This is a genomic window from Nostoc sp., from assembly GCF_036917515.1.
GTDB lineage: Bacteria > Cyanobacteriota > Cyanobacteriia > Cyanobacteriales > Nostocaceae > Nostoc.
This window is the reverse complement of the sequence record NZ_JBALDE010000076.1, coordinates 1-17925: the sequence shown is the minus strand read 5'-3', so window position 1 is coordinate 17925 and position 17925 is coordinate 1. Positions and strand designations below refer to the sequence as shown.

At 41.8% G+C, this 17925-nt stretch carries 17 protein-coding genes and 1 tRNA gene; 11 read left to right on the top strand and 7 right to left on the bottom strand.

Annotated elements, in window-relative coordinates; all coding sequences use genetic code 11:
- Together V7K89_RS09335 and V7K89_RS09330 are read right to left on the bottom strand one after the other, a co-directional pair.
- On the bottom strand, positions 1-1319 hold a 1319-nt coding region (locus tag V7K89_RS09335), incomplete at its 3' end, for an NACHT domain-containing protein (RefSeq protein WP_335186468.1).
- Positions 1320-1451: 132 nt separating this feature from the next.
- Positions 1452-2651 (bottom strand): NACHT domain-containing protein, encoded by a 1200-nt coding sequence (locus tag V7K89_RS09330; protein ID WP_335186466.1) that lies wholly within the window; start codon positions 2649-2651, stop codon positions 1452-1454.
- A gap of 1 nt (position 2652) precedes the next feature.
- Between V7K89_RS09330 and V7K89_RS09325 the strand changes: the two genes are divergently transcribed.
- Both V7K89_RS09325 and V7K89_RS09320 read left to right on the top strand, forming a co-directional pair.
- Entirely contained in the window at positions 2653-2793 is a 141-nt protein-coding gene (locus tag V7K89_RS09325; RefSeq protein WP_335186464.1) for a hypothetical protein, read from the top strand.
- A gap of 237 nt (positions 2794-3030) precedes the next feature.
- On the top strand, positions 3031-3342 hold the full coding sequence (locus tag V7K89_RS09320) for a hypothetical protein (protein ID WP_335186462.1): 312 nt from the start codon (positions 3031-3033) through the stop codon (positions 3340-3342).
- Here the strand turns inward: V7K89_RS09320 and V7K89_RS09315 are convergent.
- Positions 3300-3875 (bottom strand): TIGR04376 family protein, encoded by a 576-nt coding sequence (locus V7K89_RS09315; protein ID WP_335186460.1) that lies wholly within the window; start codon positions 3873-3875, stop codon positions 3300-3302. The two genes, V7K89_RS09320 and V7K89_RS09315, sit on opposite strands and share 43 nt — an antisense overlap.
- Positions 3876-4051: 176 nt before the next feature.
- Here V7K89_RS09315 and V7K89_RS09310 point away from each other — a divergent pair, with 176 nt between their 5' ends.
- Positions 4052-5557 (top strand): DUF3131 domain-containing protein, encoded by a 1506-nt coding sequence (locus tag V7K89_RS09310; protein ID WP_335186458.1) that lies wholly within the window; start codon positions 4052-4054, stop codon positions 5555-5557.
- A 1-nt stretch (position 5558) separates the two neighbouring features.
- On the opposite strand, the gene V7K89_RS09305 is transcribed toward V7K89_RS09310, so the two are convergent.
- Positions 5559-5852: a hypothetical protein gene (locus V7K89_RS09305; protein WP_335186456.1), complete on the bottom strand. Its 294-nt coding sequence runs from the start codon at positions 5850-5852 to the stop codon at positions 5559-5561.
- Positions 5853-6062: 210 nt separating this feature from the next.
- Here V7K89_RS09305 and V7K89_RS09300 point away from each other — a divergent pair, with 210 nt between their 5' ends.
- The 3 genes from V7K89_RS09300 (at position 6063) to V7K89_RS09290 (ending at position 10636) form a co-directional block, all read left to right on the top strand.
- On the top strand, positions 6063-7376 hold the full coding sequence (locus V7K89_RS09300; RefSeq protein ID WP_335186470.1) for a serine/threonine protein kinase: 1314 nt from the start codon (positions 6063-6065) through the stop codon (positions 7374-7376).
- Positions 7373-8734, top strand: a complete 1362-nt coding sequence (locus V7K89_RS09295; RefSeq protein ID WP_335186455.1) for a serine/threonine protein kinase — start codon at positions 7373-7375, stop codon at positions 8732-8734. Before V7K89_RS09300 ends, V7K89_RS09295 begins: the two co-directional genes overlap by 4 nt.
- A gap of 261 nt (positions 8735-8995) precedes the next feature.
- The gene (locus tag V7K89_RS09290; protein ID WP_335186454.1) at positions 8996-10636 is read left to right on the top strand and encodes a metallophosphoesterase; all 1641 of its coding nucleotides are present in this window, start codon (positions 8996-8998) and stop codon (positions 10634-10636) included.
- 66 nt (positions 10637-10702) lie between these two features.
- Here V7K89_RS09290 and V7K89_RS09285 read toward each other — a convergent pair whose 3' ends face one another.
- Positions 10703-11635 (bottom strand): serine hydrolase, encoded by a 933-nt coding sequence (locus V7K89_RS09285; RefSeq protein WP_335186453.1) that lies wholly within the window; start codon positions 11633-11635, stop codon positions 10703-10705.
- A 9-nt stretch (positions 11636-11644) separates the two neighbouring features.
- On the opposite strand from V7K89_RS09285, the gene V7K89_RS09280 reads away from it, so the two are divergent.
- From V7K89_RS09280 to V7K89_RS09270, 3 genes are all read left to right on the top strand, one after another.
- Positions 11645-12349 carry a C40 family peptidase gene (locus V7K89_RS09280; protein ID WP_335186452.1) on the top strand — a complete coding sequence of 235 codons (705 nt, stop codon included), beginning with the start codon at positions 11645-11647 and terminating at the stop codon, positions 12347-12349.
- A gap of 14 nt (positions 12350-12363) precedes the next feature.
- Positions 12364-13377, top strand: coding sequence for a glycosyltransferase family 2 protein (locus tag V7K89_RS09275; RefSeq protein ID WP_335186451.1), 1014 nt, complete (start codon positions 12364-12366; stop codon positions 13375-13377).
- 115 nt (positions 13378-13492) lie between these two features.
- Complete coding sequence (locus V7K89_RS09270; protein WP_335186450.1) at positions 13493-14746, top strand: MFS transporter; 1254 nt, start codon at positions 13493-13495, stop codon at positions 14744-14746.
- 39 nt (positions 14747-14785) lie between these two features.
- On the opposite strand, the gene V7K89_RS09265 is transcribed toward V7K89_RS09270, so the two are convergent.
- Positions 14786-14859 (bottom strand) — tRNA-Arg (locus V7K89_RS09265).
- 34 nt (positions 14860-14893) lie between these two features.
- On the opposite strand from V7K89_RS09265, the gene moaC reads away from it, so the two are divergent.
- Together moaC and V7K89_RS09255 are read left to right on the top strand one after the other, a co-directional pair.
- Entirely contained in the window at positions 14894-15403 is a 510-nt protein-coding gene (moaC, locus tag V7K89_RS09260; RefSeq protein WP_335186449.1) for a cyclic pyranopterin monophosphate synthase MoaC, read from the top strand.
- 273 nt (positions 15404-15676) lie between these two features.
- Positions 15677-17287: a calcium-binding protein gene (locus tag V7K89_RS09255; protein ID WP_335186448.1), complete on the top strand. Its 1611-nt coding sequence runs from the start codon at positions 15677-15679 to the stop codon at positions 17285-17287.
- 130 nt (positions 17288-17417) lie between these two features.
- Here V7K89_RS09255 and V7K89_RS09250 read toward each other — a convergent pair whose 3' ends face one another.
- Positions 17418-17858: a Uma2 family endonuclease gene (locus tag V7K89_RS09250; protein WP_335186446.1), complete on the bottom strand. Its 441-nt coding sequence runs from the start codon at positions 17856-17858 to the stop codon at positions 17418-17420.
- Positions 17859-17925 lie beyond the last annotated feature (67 nt).

The window sequence follows — 17925 nt, the reverse complement described above, 5'->3', positions numbered from 1 at the left end:
CGCACATTCTGACTCTCATCTTTGAGTGAACCCAGCAGTGCTTCAACTACCTGTGGCGAGGCGTTGCCCAACTTGCCCAATGCTTCAGCAGCAAAGAAACGCACAATCTGACTCTCATCTTTGAGTAAACCCAGCAGTGCTTCAACTACCTGTGGCGAGGCGTTGCCCAACTTGCCCAATGCTTCGGCAGCAAAGAAACGCACACTCTGACTCTCATCTTTGAGTAAACCCAGCAGTGCTTCAACTACCTGTGGCGAGGCGTTGCTCAAGTTGCCCAATGCTTGAGCAGCAGAGTCACGCACACTCTGACTCTTATCTTTGAGTAAACCCAGCAGTGCTTCAATTAACTGTGGCGAGGCGTTGCTCAAGTTGCCTAATGCTAAAGCAGCAGAGTAACGCACATTCTGATTCTCATCTTTGAGTAAACCCAGCAGTTCTGCCAATACTTCCTGTTGTTCATCTAAAGCTGCCCGATATTCTCGCAGTCGCCCTTTATCTATCAAATCTGCTGATGCTTTCAACAGTTGTAGTGCTTGAGGTTGAAACTGGGTTTCATTTAAATTGCAAAGAATTTGAAAAACTTGTGATTTAACTTTCTCACCTACTAAGCGAGAATTGCTAACTTCAAGCTCAACTAATCTCTGTAAAATATCTGTAATAAAATTGACATCAGATAATTTTAAATCTTCAGCTAAACAAGTCCCTGCAAATAAAAGATTGCGGTGTAGCCATGCTTCATAAGGAGTCTCTTGTTGGAGAATTGTTTCAATAATTCTTTTCGAGTTGTTTGGATTTTGTTGAGCTATTAACAGCAACAACACCTCTCGCCAGTGGGAATTGTGTAGATAATTTTCAATATGATTTAGTACTTCGTTAAAGTCTCCTGATTGGCGATCGCGTATTTCTTCAGCCGTTAAATATTCCTGAAATGTCTTATGCACAAAGGCATATCTATCTTGACCTTGTTCGTTTAATAAACCACAGCGTTCTGTAATATGGTCAACTAAGCGTTTGGCTTCCTCTTGAGCTTGATATTTTTGAACTTGATAATTACATTCACGAATATATTGGCTTAATTGTGTAATTAGCTCATCTCTCTCAATCAACGTCCCACCTTCTTTATCGCCAGTTTCACCTTGAGAATGAATCCAGTAAGCAAGGCGTTGCATTAATATTTTGATATCGTCTAATTTAATATAATTCAGCTTCCAAGACTCAATGCCCTTGTTTTCATCCCAGTTAATCAATAGTGTATCAACTGCCTGTTCATAGAGTTTATATCGCTGTCTAGGCAAATGTGCATCATAACGATGAATCAAAGCAATAATTGTCAGTAGTAAAGGATTGCGTGCTAATAATTTGATGCGTTTTTGTGCTGATAATGCTTTTTTTAAACTTTCTTGACGGTGTTGTGCTTCTTCCGGCTTGTTTGGCAGTCTGCTGTTATACCATTACTGAATAAATAAATCAACTTGACTATCATCAAATTTTTCTAGCTGATAATGAGGGAATTCATCTGTACCAAAAAACTCTCGACTATAACTTGCTGGACGCGAAGTTATAATTGCCCGATTTTGAGAATATTGTCCGAGAAAGCTGTGAATTATCTTTACGAATTCATGGCGATCGCTTGGTTTAGCGATTTCATCTAAGCCATCAAGTAAAATTAACGCGCTCCCATCTTCTAACCAATGTTCAAAGAAACCTTTGGGTAATTCTTTAATATGAATACTATTGGCAAAATTGCGTACATATTCTAAAATATTCTTCGTTGAAGCTTTGCCTAAGTCTCTAATTCTAATCAAAATTGGCAGTAACTCTAAGTCGGCTGATAAACCGAGTTTTTCAGTCTGCTGTTCAGCCAGCATCACAGCAAAGTAACTCATCAAAGTTGTTTTACCAATTCCTGGTTCTCCCAACACAACAAATTTATTGCGGGTACTTTCTTTCAGCAATTCTTGGGCTGAGAATTTCTTGCCACTACTTTGTTGTTCCCAAAGTAAACTTTGCTGGCGTTGCTGGTTGGCTGTCTCTTCTAAAGCCAAATCTAGATTTAATTTTAAACCTGTGTTTGCTCTAACTTCCACCTGCTCAACTACATTAGGCATCACAAAAATTTGTGGTAGTTTAGCAAATTTTTCTTCTTCTTTTGTTTTTACCTTTATTCCGACAAATTCAACACCATCAAAATAGTGTGAGAGTTGTTTGAGATAATCTGATTTAGCAATTTGAAATTTGAAATATGTATTGGTGTGTTCAAAATAAGCATCTACAAACTTTTTCAGCCAATGTTTAATACTTTCATCATGAAACTTTAAGTTTGGCTTTTCTGATTTGATTTTGGAGAAGATTATAATTAAAACTTCTAAATTAGGGATTGTTTTCTCTGTAAAAGGCTTCTGTAATTCTTCTTGAACTCCTGTATCTTTGAAAAACCTCTCTAAAAGTTCTCTCGCATCCTTTGGCGTACAATGAAAAAATAAATGTTTATGAGAATCTTGATTAGAATCCCACTCTTCAGCAAATTGTACACCTGCTTTCAAAGCTTTTTCTAAGTCTGTAGGATTTAATGCACTATTAATTTTCTTAACAAGTTCTGGAGTTACTGCTTTTACTACTGGGCCCACAATAGCTAATAACTCTACGCTCATATTGCTTGGAATATATAGGTTATATACATACTACACGCTTGTTAGCTTTGTCGTCGCTGTGGGAATTTTACAACTGATTCAGGGACGGGATAATCCTAATTTACCTGCAACTGTTGCTTTTTCCCATGAGCAACAGCAATGAATCTATCCTACTATTCTAAAAATCCCTAATTCTTCTTGTAAAATGTGCCTGAAAACTTTGATTTTTCGTTTCTAGTGCTTACTCAGCTTAAGAGGTTGTTTAAAAAGTAGTTGGCTGTGATTTTAATCATGTTATTACCCCCCTTAATCCCCCCTTGTAAAGGGGGGAAATAAGAAATCTTGTTCCCTCCCCTTGACAAGGGGAGGGTTAGGGTGGGGTAAAACTAACGCGAACCAAGTGAGTAAGCTATTTCGGCGATCGCATTTGTTGCTTTGGCGATCGCATTTGTTGATTCGGCGATCGCATTTGTTAATTCGGCGATCGCATTTGTTAATTCGGCGATCGCATTTGTTGCTTTGGCGATCGCATTTGTTAATTCGGCGATCGCATTTGTTAATTCGGCGATCGCATTTGTTGCTTTGGCGATCGCATTTGTTAATTCGGCGATCGCATTTGTTATTTCGGCGAACTCATTTGTTATTTCGGCGTATTTTAGCCAATACGCGCTACTTCTGCATATTCCGCTTCATTTGTTCTAACTCATCCTGAGTTTCCCAGTTACGGAACTTCTCTTCTAAGTCATCAAAACCACTCGAATAACTGCTAGTCTGATTCGACCAGCCACTGGTTTCAAAACGCTGCTGGGTTTGGGCTTTAGCACGGACTGTCTGTGCTTCGGCGGCTTTAGCTTGCACCTCCTGTCGCCGTTGCTGAATTTTTTTTATTAGTTCCTGAGATTGGTTAATGCGTTCTTTTAACCCTTGCATGTGTCCCCAGCGCTGATTTCCTTCGCGCAACAGGGCTGCTTCTCGCTCAAGAGCCGCAGCCGCCAAATCCTCTCTATTGGCGTTTTTGGCTTTTTGAATGCGGATATGCCAACGCTGAATTTCTTGCGCAGTGGAGAGAATTTCTTCTTGCGATTGCTTCTCTTGTAATTTTAAATCTGCGATCAGCTTTAATGTGTCTTCTTCTTGCTCACGCAGCTGTTCTAGCAGCGCCTCTAACTCCAAATGTGGATTGTTACGCAAGAATTCTTCTAAACGGTTTTCTAGAAACCGACTCAAATCATCAAATAATCCCACTGCTAGAACTCCAGAGATCGGGTGCGTGACTACTTTATTGTAGTGGGCGGAATGTAAATTTTAATAGTTCCTATCGGGTGAACTTCTGGGTGTTAGTTAGATTTCAAAATTGGGAAGAATGTATTTGGTGAAATTACGCAAGCAACACTGACTAACAATATGAGGCTTTAATCAGTATGAGTTCTGATTTTCAACCACCACCTAAGAGCTTGTCCATACTAGCTTCTGTAGGAGGAGTTCTTACTGCTGCGATCGCGATCGCAATTTTAAATGGTTGGTCTAAGCAACTTTCCAATACTTCTATAAAAAAACTGGAAATATCAACATCCCCGACTACTTCCCAACCACAGAAAACCCAACCCCCTATCTCTAGTGCAAATAAAGCTGAAATAATTGCCAGCCTTGATGCTAAATCCGTAGTTTTGCCAGGTCAATCCATTCCCAAAAACCAACTAACAGTAGCCATAATTCCCTACACTGCTCCTGGAGTTGGAAAACTGACCCCAGAAGAAATGACAACGGCCCGTCAGGCTTGGTCATACTTCCAGCGCAACTGGAACGATGAAACTGGCTTGGTCAATTCCGTTGATGGCTTTGCCTCAGTCAGTATGTGGGATCAGACAGCGGCGATCGCCGCCTTAGTCAGTGCTAGAGAACTCAATATCGTGCCTGTGGCTGAATTTGAAGCCAAAATGAGCAAAATGTTGAAAACTTTGGCATCAATGCCTTTGTACAAAGGAGAACTACCCAACAAGGTTTACAATACAAAAACTCTCGTACCTGTTAATTATGGTCAACTAGAAAAACGGGAAGAAATTGGTTGGTCAGCTATTGATTTAGGAAGAATGGCAATCTGGTTGAAGATTGTCGAGGCAAAATATCCCCAGATGCGACTAGAAACAGCAGTAGTTTGGAAACACTGGCAAGTCAAGCGTCTGACCACAAATGGCCAAATGTACGGTACTGCCGTTATTAAAGGCAAAGAACAGTACAATCAAGAAGGTCGCTTGGGCTATGAGAATTATGCTGCTTATGGTCTGAAGCTTTGGGGCTTGGATGTTAACAAAGCTTTAGATTATCAGTCTCATACTGCCTTCGTCGATCTTTACGGACAGGGAATTCCTTACGACAAACGGGACTATAAAAACTCTGGAGCCAATAACTACGTTCTTAGCGAACCCTATATCTTGGATGGTATCGAAACTGGGTTTCAAGCTTTGCCTAAAGCTTATGCCGATCGGATTTTAGCTGCTCAAGCAGCGCGTTATGAAGCCACAAAACAATTAACCGCCGTCACCGAAGACAACTTAGATCGCCCGCCATACTTTGTTTACAGCAGCCTATTCGTCAATGGAGAACCTTGGGCAACCATCGCAGATACCAGAGAACAGTATAACAATTTGCGATTTCTCAGTACCAAAGCTGCGATCGGCTGGCATGTACTTTATAACACTGCTTATACCCGCCAATTATTTGATTTCGTTCAAGCTAACCTTCAGTCTAAAGAAGGTTGGTACAATGGCTTTTATGAGTCTCTGCATCAGCCGAATAAAACTCTCACTGCTAACAATAATGGTGTAATTCTGGAGAGCTTACTGTATAAGCAAGTTGGGCAGCCACTTACTGTTTGGGCAGGAGTCAAGAGTCAGAAGTCAACTCAGAAGACTGTAAAAACACCGTAAGTTATCTTTCTTTTGTCAAAGCGGAAATTAAAGCGCCAGAAGGGTTTGAGCGATTGGGTTTTCCCACTCTGACAAAAGAAAGATAAAATCTGCGATCGCTAGCACCATTCAGTTCAAATGGATTGAGATTGGAGACATTATAGTACTCTCCCCCTTTCCCTATCCATTTTAGCGCAACAGCTCGCTGGGTTGGGTTTAGCATTTGGAAGTTAACTGCATGAATCGCACGACCTGGATAATCAGACTCATAGTCATCGATGCTGTCAGTGAACCTAAAGCTTACTGAGCTAGACAAGGCGCTTGCTAAGAGAGTGGTGCGCGATCGCGGCTTGCCGACAGCTGCTTTTGAAGTGGTGAGTACTACTCATCTCCCTTATCCCTAAATTATTCACAACTCTGTATAAGTGCAATATTTGAAAGAATGCGGAATCTATTCTTTTCCCTTTGTAGTTTTTGCTAAATTCAACTGTAACAAGTTGTAAATATGAAAACTCGGAGTGGGCAAATGGCAGGTCAAAGCCTCAATGACTTTCCTAAACAAATCCTTCAAGAACGTTACGAAATTCAGCAACAGTTAGGCAAGAAAGCAGGAAGACGTACTCTCTTAGCCCGTGACATTCAAACTGAGCAAGTAGTTATCATCAAGCTGCTAACCTTTAGTAATGATTTTGCTTGGGAAGATTTAAAGCTATTTGAACGAGAAGCCGAAACCCTCAAAGCAGTTGAGCATCCTGCGATTCCTCGTTATATCGACTACTTTGAGTTAGATCCCTGTAATGCTAAAGGTTATGCTCTTGTCCAGAGCTTTGTAGAAGGTCAATCTCTAGAAGAATATATGAAAACTGGGCGGATTTTTACAGAAACTGAAGTTAAAGAAATTGCTACAGCACTGTTAAATATCCTGATTTATCTACACGGGCGACAGCCTCCAGTTATTCACCGCGACATCAAGCCCAGCAATATCATTTTGGCAGAGCGTAACAATAGTGTTAGACAGATTTACTTGGTAGATTTTGGTTCTGTACAAACTTTAGCAGCCAAAGCAGGTAAGACAGTAACAGTTGTCGGGACTTACGGCTATATGCCCCCAGAACAATTTGGTGGCTATGCAACGCCTGCTTCTGACCTTTACAGTCTTGGTGCTACTCTGATTGCTTTAGCGACAGGTATTCATCCCGCCGATTTGCCTCAGAAAGATTTGCGAATTGCATTTCAAGACTTAGTTAAACTTAGTCCTAGATTGGTAGGTTGGTTGCAATGGCTAACAGAACCCAGTCTAGAGCAACGTTTAATATCTGCCTCAATTGCCTTAAAAGCCTTGGAAACAGGTCAGTTGCCAATCAATGACCTAGCTACGGTGAATCGTCCCAAATCAGTGAATATCTGGGAGTTATTGTGGAATGCCATCTGGCGCAGCACCTTTACTGGAGGCTTAGTTGTAGCAGGTTGTGCTGCTATTTATAGCACAGTCGTGATTCCAGGAGTTGGCAGCATAATGGGACTACAATATGGTGCATTAATTGGTTTTCCCATAGCGTTTGTTAATGGATTTTTAGTTAGCATTATTACGCGGTTATTCTTCTTCCCGCTAAAAAATGCCTACTTGCATCGACGCACAATCAGCATTATCAGTACCACATTTGGGATGGCTACTGCTTTATTTGGATTCAGGCTGCTGTTAGGTGGTTCTTTTTATGATGGTGTCACTAGCCTATTTTTCGTGATTGCACCTTCAGTTATCACTGGGCTAAGTATGGGAGCAGCTAGCAAATTTATTGCTCAGTGGTATGAAAAGCAATATAGGTTGTTAAATAAATGAACAGTGAAATATTTAATCAACGTTATCAAGTCCAAAGAGAATTAGGAAGACAAACCGGAAGACGAACTTTTCTAGCCTTGGATTTGCATTCCTCACAACAGGTAGTGGTAAAAATCTTGTACTTGGGGCAAGATTTTGATTGGCAAGACTTAAAGTTATTCCAACGGGAAGCGGAAACTTTAAAAGCGCTTGATTATCCTGCCATCCCGCGCTATATAGATTACTTTGAGCTAGATACGCCCGCTGATAAAGGTTTTGGGTTAGTACAAACTTATGTAACGGCAAAATCTTTAGAGGAACATTTACAAGCAGGACGAACGTTTAGTGAAGCAGAGGTAAAAGAATTAGCGCGATCGCTCCTGACAATTCTCTCCTATTTACATCACCAGCAACCGTCTGTAATTCATCGAGATATTAAACCCAGCAATATTCTACTTACAAATCGTTCTGGTAATAGTATTGGTCAGGTTTACCTTGTAGATTTTGGCTCTGTACAGACTCTAGCTGCTCAAGAAGGCGGCACAATTACTGTAGTAGGTACTTATGGCTATATGCCTCCAGAGCAATTTGGCGGTAGGGTAACTCCCGCCTCCGACCTCTATAGCTTGGGTGCAACTTTAATTTATCTCGTCACGGGATTGCATCCTACAGAATTACCACAACAGGAGTTACGTATTCAATTCCGACAATCTTGCAATCTCAGTCTAGAATTTGCTGATTGGTTGGAATGGATAACTGAACCAAGTTTAGACCAGAGATTTTCGACAACAGAAGTAGCAATGCAAGCATTAGAAAAACCCCCTTCTAGAAAGCAGGCAACGCTTGCATTAAAAAAACCGTTTGCCAGTAAAATTCACTTAATTAAAACCTCTAAAAGTCTAGAAATTATCTTGCCACCTAAAGGATTTAGCATTAGCTTAATTATGCTTATCTCCTTGGTTACACCTTTGGCATTGGGTTTTAATTTTTTGACGAGTGGGCTGGGAAGAATTTCTCCACCAATGATAATTAGCTTTTGCATCCAAGGTAGTGCGATCGCTTTTCTTTTATTTACCTTTATTTGGGGACTATGCAAACGCACTCGTGTGATAATTGACTCTCATCAGTTAGTAGTGATACATGATTTTCTAGGAATTAAATGGCTTGTTGCTCCTCCAGTATTACAGAAAAATATATCTGTATCAAAACTTATCAAATCAAATTCCAATCTTTTAAATAATCAGCCTTTATTGCGGATTTCTGCTGGTTCTACCATTTATTATCTTAAGAGATATACTCATTTCACTGAAGCAGAACTGGAGTGGTTAATACAGGAACTCAATGAATGGTTAAATTTGTTAATTATCAATAATTCATGAACTAGGGACTTACAAAGAAGAAATCAGAGTTTGAGAGATATTTTGCGTAAATTCTAAAATATTTATTTATAGTGGAAAGTGGCCCAAGAAATAATACGTTTTTGCTTCGATCCCACCGTTTTGCTCTCTTAGTTACTCAGCACTCAGCACTCCTGAATCATGCTCAGACGCTTACACAGCCGTAAAATTTCCTCAGTAGCTATACTTGTGCTTGTTATATGCTTTACTCTGGTAGGTGTGCGTTCATTTGGGCAAACAATTATGACATCAGCACCCCAACTGCTCACCGACCCCTTTTTGCAATTGCCAACTGAAACTTCAATACGAGTAGTTTGGTTTACTGAATTTGCTGGTGTTAATCACACAGTAACCTACGGCGAAAATCTCAAACAAACTGCTAAGGCAAGTACTACCAAACTCAGTCGCACACGTGAAGACCAACAATCAAGAGTTGCAAATCAAACCAAAGACGGACAAGTTTATCAAAAACCCGTCCAACGGGACATTTGGCGACATGAGGCTGAGGTAACTGGATTAACTCCTAGTATGCGGGTTAACTATCGTGTCACCAGTGTGCGAGAAGATGGCGAGAGTGTTGACAGTAATGTTTTTACCCTCGCGGCTACTCCCAAATCAAATACACCACTGAAAATTCTACTTACCTCAGATCATCAATTAAAACCGATGACAGCAGCAAATCTGCAAAAAGTGGTAGAAACAGTTGGACGGGTTGATGGCGTGTGGTTTGCCGGTGATTTGGTCAATGTTAGCGATCGCGCCTCAGAATGGTTTGACGATAATATTGGTGGTGCGTTGTTTCCCGGTTTACAAGGTCGTGCTAAATATGAAATGACGCACGATGGTGTTAAGACAATCTACACTGGTGGACAAATAATTCAACATGCACCGATGTTTACTTGCATTGGCAATCATGAGGTGATGGGGCGCTTTGCTAGGACGGGAAGTTTAAATGATGAATTTGATGATACAATTCCTCGTGTCGTTGCTCAAAAAATCTACCCAGATAAATCTTTAATCGATAATTCCTTTAATACTAATACCTATGAAGAAATTTTCTCTTTACCAAAAAGTAAAGAGGGTGGAAAAAGGTATTATGCAGTCAGTTTTGGTGATGTGCGTTTGGTGGTATTGTACATTACCAGTATGTGGCGGACTCCCAATTTCAAAGGAAAGCATAAGGGTAGATATCTAGAATCTGAAAAGGATTTAAATAATCCTGAAAATTGGGGCTATGGACAAGTTATTTATGAGCCAATTGCTAAAGGCAGCAAGCAATATAATTGGCTAGAGACAGAACTTAACAGCCCTGAGTTTCAACAAGCAAAATACAAAGTTGTGATGTTTCATCATCCGCCCCACACTCTGGGTGATAACATAGTTCCTGCTTATACAGAACCAGTTCAAATAATTGAACGCAATGGTAATAATATCAAAGCAGTACGTTATGAGTACCCCAAAGACGCAGATTATATTATTCGCGATGTTGTTCCTTTATTAGAAACGGCTAATGTGCAATTGGTATTTTATGGACATTCTCATTTATGGAATCGCTTTGTTAGTTCCAGTGGAATGCACTTTCTAGAAACATCTAATGTGGGCAATACTTATGGTGCTGCTTGGGGTGACAGAAAGCGAGAAGTACCAATTGAATATCAAGAGGATTATGTTAAACTTGGCGATCCCAATGGTTTAGAACCGATAGTACCAACAATTGCCCCTTTGCTGGGTGAAAATGGAAAGCCGATGCCTTATATAGCAAGTAATGAAATTACAGTTTTTAGTATCTTTGATACAGGAACGGGTACGATAAGCAGTTATCGTTTTGATACTCGCAAGCCTGATTCGGAAGTATTGAAGTTTGACGAATTTAAGTTTAAATAGAAGTCTCAGATCCCCAACTTCTTGAAGAAGTCAGGGATCTTGTTGTTCGCGCATGATTTAGGATTGCTATAGACTAGCGATCGCTTCGGCAACTCGTTTAGAAATAAAGGGCAAAATATCCTGATTCTTAGCCTGGGCTTTACCTTCAGTAAATACCACTAAGAGGTAAGGACGCTGTTCTGGTAACTCAATATACGCAACATCATGGCGAACTTGACTTGTCCAACCTGCTTTTGACCAAATTTGAGCATTTTCAGGCAGTCCATCACCTAAAAAACCTGTGACCTGATTTTCCTCAGTGTTTGTGGGCAAATCCTTGAGAGGACGTTTGAGTAAAGCCATCATGGCTTGCGATCGCGCACTTGAAACCGCCACCCCACCGACAATACTATGCAGTAATCTGGCGATCGCATTTGTGGTCAACATATTACGATTTTCTAGTAACTCTCCCACAAACGCCCGTTCCCGTCCATAAGGGCCATCACCCCAAGTTTTTTGACAGACATTAATTGTCTCTAATTCTTCCCAACTCAAAGATTGGTAATAGCGGTTAATAATATTACGCTGATATTTCCAGGTTTCAAAGGGGCCGATTGGTAATTCTGGGCCTGATGTGGTGCCACTCAAAATATCTACAACATAGCTGGTAGCATCATTACTAGAATCGACAATCATATCCTGCAAAGCTCGCTCCAACTCCTTGGAAGTTTGACTCATGCCTTTTTCTAGCCATTCGTTTACTGCTACCAAGTAAAATAGCTTGACTACACTAGCAGGATAAATCCGCTCAACACCGCGATAAGTGAAACCACGAACTGGATGATCCCAAAAAGCGTTGGGAGTCAGCGCCCCACCAGTATTTACTCGCACTGGTGGATCGTAAACAACCCAAGTTAGGGCAATTTGGTTACGTGCTAAAGTCCCAAATTCCGCCCAAGTTGCATCTAAAATGCCTAACCCAAGATTTTCGAGTTGTTCGTCTTTATTGAAAAAAATCATTCTCTGATAATGTCCTTTAACCTAAAATCCAAAATCCAAAATCCAAAATCAGGCGAGTATCAGTGTTTAGCTGACCTGAATTTATATGATTCTCCTGAATGTACGTGTTTAGCAACTCAAGCTGCATCTGGGAGACATTTGTGGGTAACATCAAATCATCAAAATTCGGCGGTTGAGGTGTATTTATGTGAAGATGACTATCCAGGATGGGTATCTGTTTCAGATTTTGATTCATTACAATCTGCTACTGTACCTTATCAGGCTGCAACATTTTCTGAATTGGAGATTAAAAAACTTCTAGCAGAGATTATCGCCTTTAGCCAAAAAGCGATGCAACAATCAAATTATTACCTTTGGGGTGGTACGGTTGGGCCAAATTATGACTGTTCTGGGTTAATGCAGGCGGCGTTTGCTTCGGTGGGTATTTGGCTACCTAGAGATGCCTATCAACAGGAAAAATTCACTCAACCAATTACAATTGCAGAATTAGTCGCCGGGGATCTGGTATTTTTTGGAACTAGCCAAAAAGCCACCCATGTCGGGCTTTATTTGGCGGATGGTTATTATATCCATAGTTCTGGCAAAGAACAGGGACGGAATGGGATCGGAATTGATATTCTCTCGGAACAGGGAGATGGAGTTAGTCAGTCATACTATCAGCAGCTGCGAGGTGCTGGTAGAGTTTTTAAGAGTTACGAACCACAGAGACGCTGAGGGCGCTGAGGCTTATGAGGAGTGGGTTGGTTTATCAAGGGGTGAAAGGGGAAAATGGGGCGATTTTAGCAATTGTTCCAGATGTTTCAGTAGTAGTACCAATACATGATGAGGTGGAGAGTTTGCCGCTTTTACTAGAAGCGATCGCCTCTACTTTATCCTCTAGTCAGATAAATTATGAAATCATTTGTGTGGATGATGGTTCTACAGATGGTTCTGGGGAATTTCTCAAGAAAGAAGCGCAAATCCGCACAGATTTAAAGGCAGTGATTTTACGTCGCAACTACGGACAAACTGCGGCGATGGCTGCTGGATTTTATTATGCAGTCGGTAAAGCGATCGTCACTTTAGATGCCGATCTCCAAAATGACCCGGCTGATATTCCCATGTTATTAGCAAAGCTGGATGAAGGTTACGATTTAGTGAGTGGTTGGCGACAAAAACGCCAAGATGGGGTCGTAAATCGGTTACTTCCTTCCAAAATTGCCAATTGGCTAATTCGTCGCACCACTAGCGTGAATATTCATGACTATGGTTGTTCGCTGAAAGCCTATCGTGCAGAACTGCTAGCAGATATGAATCTCTACGGAGAATTACACCGATTTTTACCCGCTTTGGCGTACATCGAAGGAGCTAGAATTACTGAAATACCTGTACGTCATCACGCCCGTCGCTTTGGTCGTAGTAAATATGGAATTTGGCGGACATTCCGGGTGTTGATGGATTTGTTAACCATTCTGTTTATGAAAAGATTCCTCACCCGTCCGATGCACGTTTTTGGGCTGTTGGGCTTGATTTCAATGTTTTCGGGTACTGTGATCGGAATTCACTTGACGTTCATCAAATTTGCTTTCCATGAGGACATTGGTAATCGCCCCTTGCTGATTTTAGCAGTTCTCCTGCTAGTAACAGGAGTGCAGTTGTTTTGCTTTGGACTTTTAGCAGAATTGCTCATGCGTACATACCACGAATCCCAAGGACGCCCTATCTATCGCGTGCGAGAAGTAGTAGCAAAAAATGTTAAGTAGCGTAACAATAGTCATTAGTCATTAGTCATTAGTCATTGGTCATTGGTCATTAGTTATTGGTAACTGACAAAGGACAAATGACTAATGACAAAAAACCAATTACATTGCATCTACCTTGAAAGCATTTAATACCTTTGACGCTCAATTGCAGCGCAACCTGCTGATTTTATTTACAGCAGGTTTATTATTCTGGTCGAGCCTGTCTTCGTTCTTGCCAACTCTACCGCTTTACATCAATGATATAGGTGCAAGCAAGCAAGAAATTGGAATTGTCATGGGCAGTTTCGCTATTGGCTTATTGCTATCTCGCCCGATGGTGGGAAGATTAGCCGATGAACGTGGTCGCAAAATTGTCTTATTGCTTGGTACGCTCGTAGCTGCGATCGCACCCTTTGGTTACTTTGCAACCCGATCTATTGGGCTGTTGATCCTGGTGCGGATTTTTCATGGCATTAGTATTGCTGCTTTTAGCACTGGCTACAGTGCTTTAGTCACAGATTTAGCACCTACCAACACTCGTGGTGAAATCATTGGGTACATGAGCCTCGCAACTCCTATTGGTTTAGCAATTGGTCCTGCCTTAGGAGGGTATTTAGAAGCTACAAGTGGTTACGGAATATTATTTCTGTTGTCTGCGGAATTGGGTTTTGTCGCCCTCTTGGGGATTGTACAAGTTACGAATCCGGCAATGCAAAGGCAGGAGCAAACTCAGGGAGAGGATCGCAAATTTTGGCAAATTTTGGCTAGTCCACGGGTGAGAGTTCCAACTATAGTTATGTTGCTGGTTGGTTTGTCCCTTGGTGCTGTACATACTTTTGTGGCATTGTTCCTCAAATCCACCTCAGTGGACTTCAATGGCGGACTGTTTTTTACAGCTGCGGCATTTTCTAGTTTTGGTATCAGGATATTTGTTGGTAAGGCAAGCGATCGCTTCGGGCGTGGTTTGTTTATTACCTTTAGTATTTTTTGTTACGTTTTGGCGTTAATACTGCTGTGGCAGGCTAACAACGCGATCGTTTTCTTACTGGCTGCGATCGCTGAAGGTGCTGGTAGTGGTACACTGTTCTCAATGATGATTACCATGATGGCAGACCGTTCACTGCCGCAAGAACGGGGGAAAATTTTTTCTATATGTATAGCTGGACTTGATTTGGGAGTTGCGATCGCTGCTCCTCTTTTGGGTATTATCGCTGAACAAGTAGGCTACCGCGATATGTTTGGCTATGGTGCAGTAATTACTTTTCTTGCACTTATCCTCTTCCTCACGTATTCGAGCAAAAACTTATCCAACTCACTGCGCTTTGCATTAGGTCTAGCTCCAGATGCCTACGCCTTGAAAAACTTAAAAGTTAGGAGTGATGAAATTTAACTCCTCACTCCTAACTTTCAACTCTTAACTTTTTCAAAACGGGCGAGGAGGGATTCGAACCCCCGACACCGTGGTCCGTAGCCACGTGCTCTAGTCCACTGAGCTACACGCCCTCATCGACAATATATATTAACACGTTCTAACCAAATGGCGCAAGATAATTTTCCAGCTAATTTTGCCAACTTAACTCATCTAGATTCCCAAGGACAGGCACAGATGGTTGATGTGTCTGATAAAGCACCCACGATTCGCCAAGCAGTAGCAGCTGCCAATGTGCGAATGCTGCCAGCCACTTTCGCTGCCATTCAAGCCGGAAATGTCCCAAAAGGGGATGTGTTGGCAACTGCAAGATTGGCTGGGATTATGGCAGCCAAGCAAACAGCCACTTTAATTCCTCTGTGCCATCCGTTGCCTTTGCAAAAAATCGCAGTCGAAATCATACCCGATCCCCAATTACCGGGTTATCAAATTCAAGCCACAGTCAAAACCAAAGCTGAAACTGGTGTAGAGATGGAAGCCTTAACTGCCGTTTCTGTCGCTGCCCTGACTTTATACGATATGGCAAAAGCCTTAGAAAAGTCGATTCAAATTGAATCAATTCATTTAATAAGTAAGAGTGGCGGGAAATCAGGAGATTACTCCCCGCCAAAGCAATAAGCTGCGCCACTCTGCCTTTGCGCTGCGACAACCTGAAGAAGCGTCTACGTTAAAAAAATTGACTTTGACAAAGAGTTAAGCCGTTAACACAAGTGTATTGAGAAATAATCACCTTATCTACTCCTTATTTTCTAGCGTGCTGAATCAATTCTTGTTTTTTAGCAGAATAGTCAACACCTTTCAAGCGTCTAGACAATTAACTGAAATTAATACGCAAATCCTGACAGAAAATGTGACAATTTTCCCAAATACTGTTTTGGATATTCAGTAGCCATGTTAAGTATCAAAGATATTGAAATTCAGAATATTCCCCTAAGTGCTGCTAGCAACGATATCCTGGAAGGCACCAGCGTTACCGATACTCTGATTGGCGGCAAGGGCAATGATTTTCTCAACGGTAAAGGCGGTGCTGATATTTACCGTTATACTCTTGGGGACGGCAACGACACTCTCAATGATACTGAATACAGGGGCGGCAACATTGACCAGCTTATATTCTCCGGTACTGGGCTGACTGCCAGCAATGCAATTGTTACACGCCTCGGTAGCAGCAATGACCTGAAGATTTCTTTTGGTGGTGTAACCGACTCTGTGATTCTCAAGGATCAAGTCTATGGCACTTATGACTACGGTGTAGAAAAGATTACCTTCAGTAATGGAACCATCTGGAACGAAGCACAGTTGCGGAATGCTTATCTTACCCTGGGTGCTAATACCAACGATACCTTGGAAGGCACCAGCGTTACCGATACTCTGATTGGCGGCAAGGGCAATGATTTTCTCAACGGTAAAGGCGGTGCTGATATTTACCGTTATACTCTTGGGGACGGCAACGACACTCTCAATGATACTGAATACAGGGGCGGCAACATTGACCAGCTTATATTCTCCGGTACTGGGCTGACTGCCAGCAATGCAATTGTTACACGCCTCGGTAGCAGCAATGACCTGAAGATTTCTTTTGGTGGTGTAACCGACTCTGTGATTCTCAAGGATCAAGTCTATGGCACTTATGACTACGGTGTAGAAAAGATTACCTTCAGTAATGGAACCATCTGGAACGAAGCACAGTTGCGGAATGCTTATCTTACCCTGGGTGCTAATACCAACGATACCTTGGAAGGCACCAGCGTTACCGATACTCTGATTGGCGGCAAGGGCAATGATTTTCTCAACGGTAAAGGCGGTGCTGATATTTACCGTTATACTCTTGGGGACGGCAACGACACTCTCAATGATACTGAATACAGGGGCGGCAACATTGACCAGCTTATATTCTCCGGTACTGGGCTGACTGCCAGCAATGCAATTGTTACACGCCTCGGTAGCAGCAATGACCTGAAGATTTCTTTTGGTGGTGTAACCGACTCTGTGATTCTCAAGGATCAAGTCTATGGCACTTATGACTACGGTGTAGAAAAGATTACCTTCAGTAATGGAACCATCTGGAACGAAGCACAGTTGCGGAATGCTTATCTTACCCTGGGTGCTAATACCAACGATACCTTGGAAGGCACCAGCGTTACCGATACTCTGATTGGCGGCAAGGGCAATGATTTTCTCAACGGTAAAGGCGGTGCTGATATTTACCGTTATACTCTTGGGGACGGCAACGACACTCTCAATGATACTGAATACAGGGGCGGCAACATTGACCAGCTTATATTCTCCGGTACTGGGCTGACTGCCAGCAATGCGATTGTTACACGCCTCGGTAGCAGCAATGACCTGAAGATTTCTTTTGGTGGTGTAACCGATTCTGTGATTCTCAAGGATCAAGTCTACGGCACTTATGACTACGGTGTAGAAAAGATTACCTTCAGTAATGGAACCATCTGGAACGAAGCACAGTTGCGGAATGCTTATCTTACCCTGGGTAGCTAGTACCAACGAGATCCTGGAACAAATTTCAAAAATACTTATGCCAAACTCGTCGAACGTAGCTCATTAATAGAATTAGTCCACAAAACGGAAGATGGGTATTAATTCTTCTTCCTCACTCCCCACTCTCCAGTCACGGAAGATTATCAGGATCAATGCCGAGATTACGCAAATATGCTGCTAACTGTTCAGCGCGTTGGCGTTCTTGTTCAGCGCGTTGACGTTCTTGTTCTAGCAATAACTCAGCCTGTTCTACCCGTTGATTGAGTTCCAGCGAGTTCAAAAATCTCTGTCCATCTGGACGGGAAATTACTAACTCCCCTTGCCCAGTTTGAAATCTAGTTCCTAAGCGGGGACTGACCCAACCATCCATTTGCCATAGCTTATTCAAATGGTTGTTTTGCCGCAACCAGCCATCTAGTTGAAAACTTTCAGGAGCGTATAAGTAGTATTCTTCAACACCATAAGTATCGTAAAATTCCAGCTTACGCTCCATCTCCTTAATATCATTACTATAAGAAAGAATCTCAAAGACTACTTGTGGTGGAATATAGCAGTTCCTGCTTGAGTGCAATACAGTATGGGATGATGGAGTATATCAACGTCTAAGTGCCTGTAGAATGAAACCTTACTCCTGTGAT

Coding starts and splice junctions, on each gene's coding strand:
- V7K89_RS09330 (WP_335186466.1), bottom strand. CDS start 2,651: ATGAGCGTAGAGTTATTAGCTATTGTGGGCCCAGTAGTAAAAGCAGTA.
- V7K89_RS09310 (WP_335186458.1), top strand. CDS start 4,052: ATGAGTTCTGATTTTCAACCACCACCTAAGAGCTTGTCCATACTAGCT.
- V7K89_RS09300 (WP_335186470.1), top strand. CDS start 6,063: ATGGCAGGTCAAAGCCTCAATGACTTTCCTAAACAAATCCTTCAAGAA.
- V7K89_RS09295 (WP_335186455.1), top strand. CDS start 7,373: ATGAACAGTGAAATATTTAATCAACGTTATCAAGTCCAAAGAGAATTA.
- V7K89_RS09290 (WP_335186454.1), top strand. CDS start 8,996: ATGACATCAGCACCCCAACTGCTCACCGACCCCTTTTTGCAATTGCCA.
- V7K89_RS09285 (WP_335186453.1), bottom strand. CDS start 11,635: ATGATTTTTTTCAATAAAGACGAACAACTCGAAAATCTTGGGTTAGGC.
- V7K89_RS09280 (WP_335186452.1), top strand. CDS start 11,645: ATGTCCTTTAACCTAAAATCCAAAATCCAAAATCCAAAATCAGGCGAG.
- V7K89_RS09275 (WP_335186451.1), top strand. CDS start 12,364: ATGAGGAGTGGGTTGGTTTATCAAGGGGTGAAAGGGGAAAATGGGGCG.
- moaC (WP_335186449.1), top strand. CDS start 14,894: ATGGCGCAAGATAATTTTCCAGCTAATTTTGCCAACTTAACTCATCTA.
- V7K89_RS09255 (WP_335186448.1), top strand. CDS start 15,677: ATGTTAAGTATCAAAGATATTGAAATTCAGAATATTCCCCTAAGTGCT.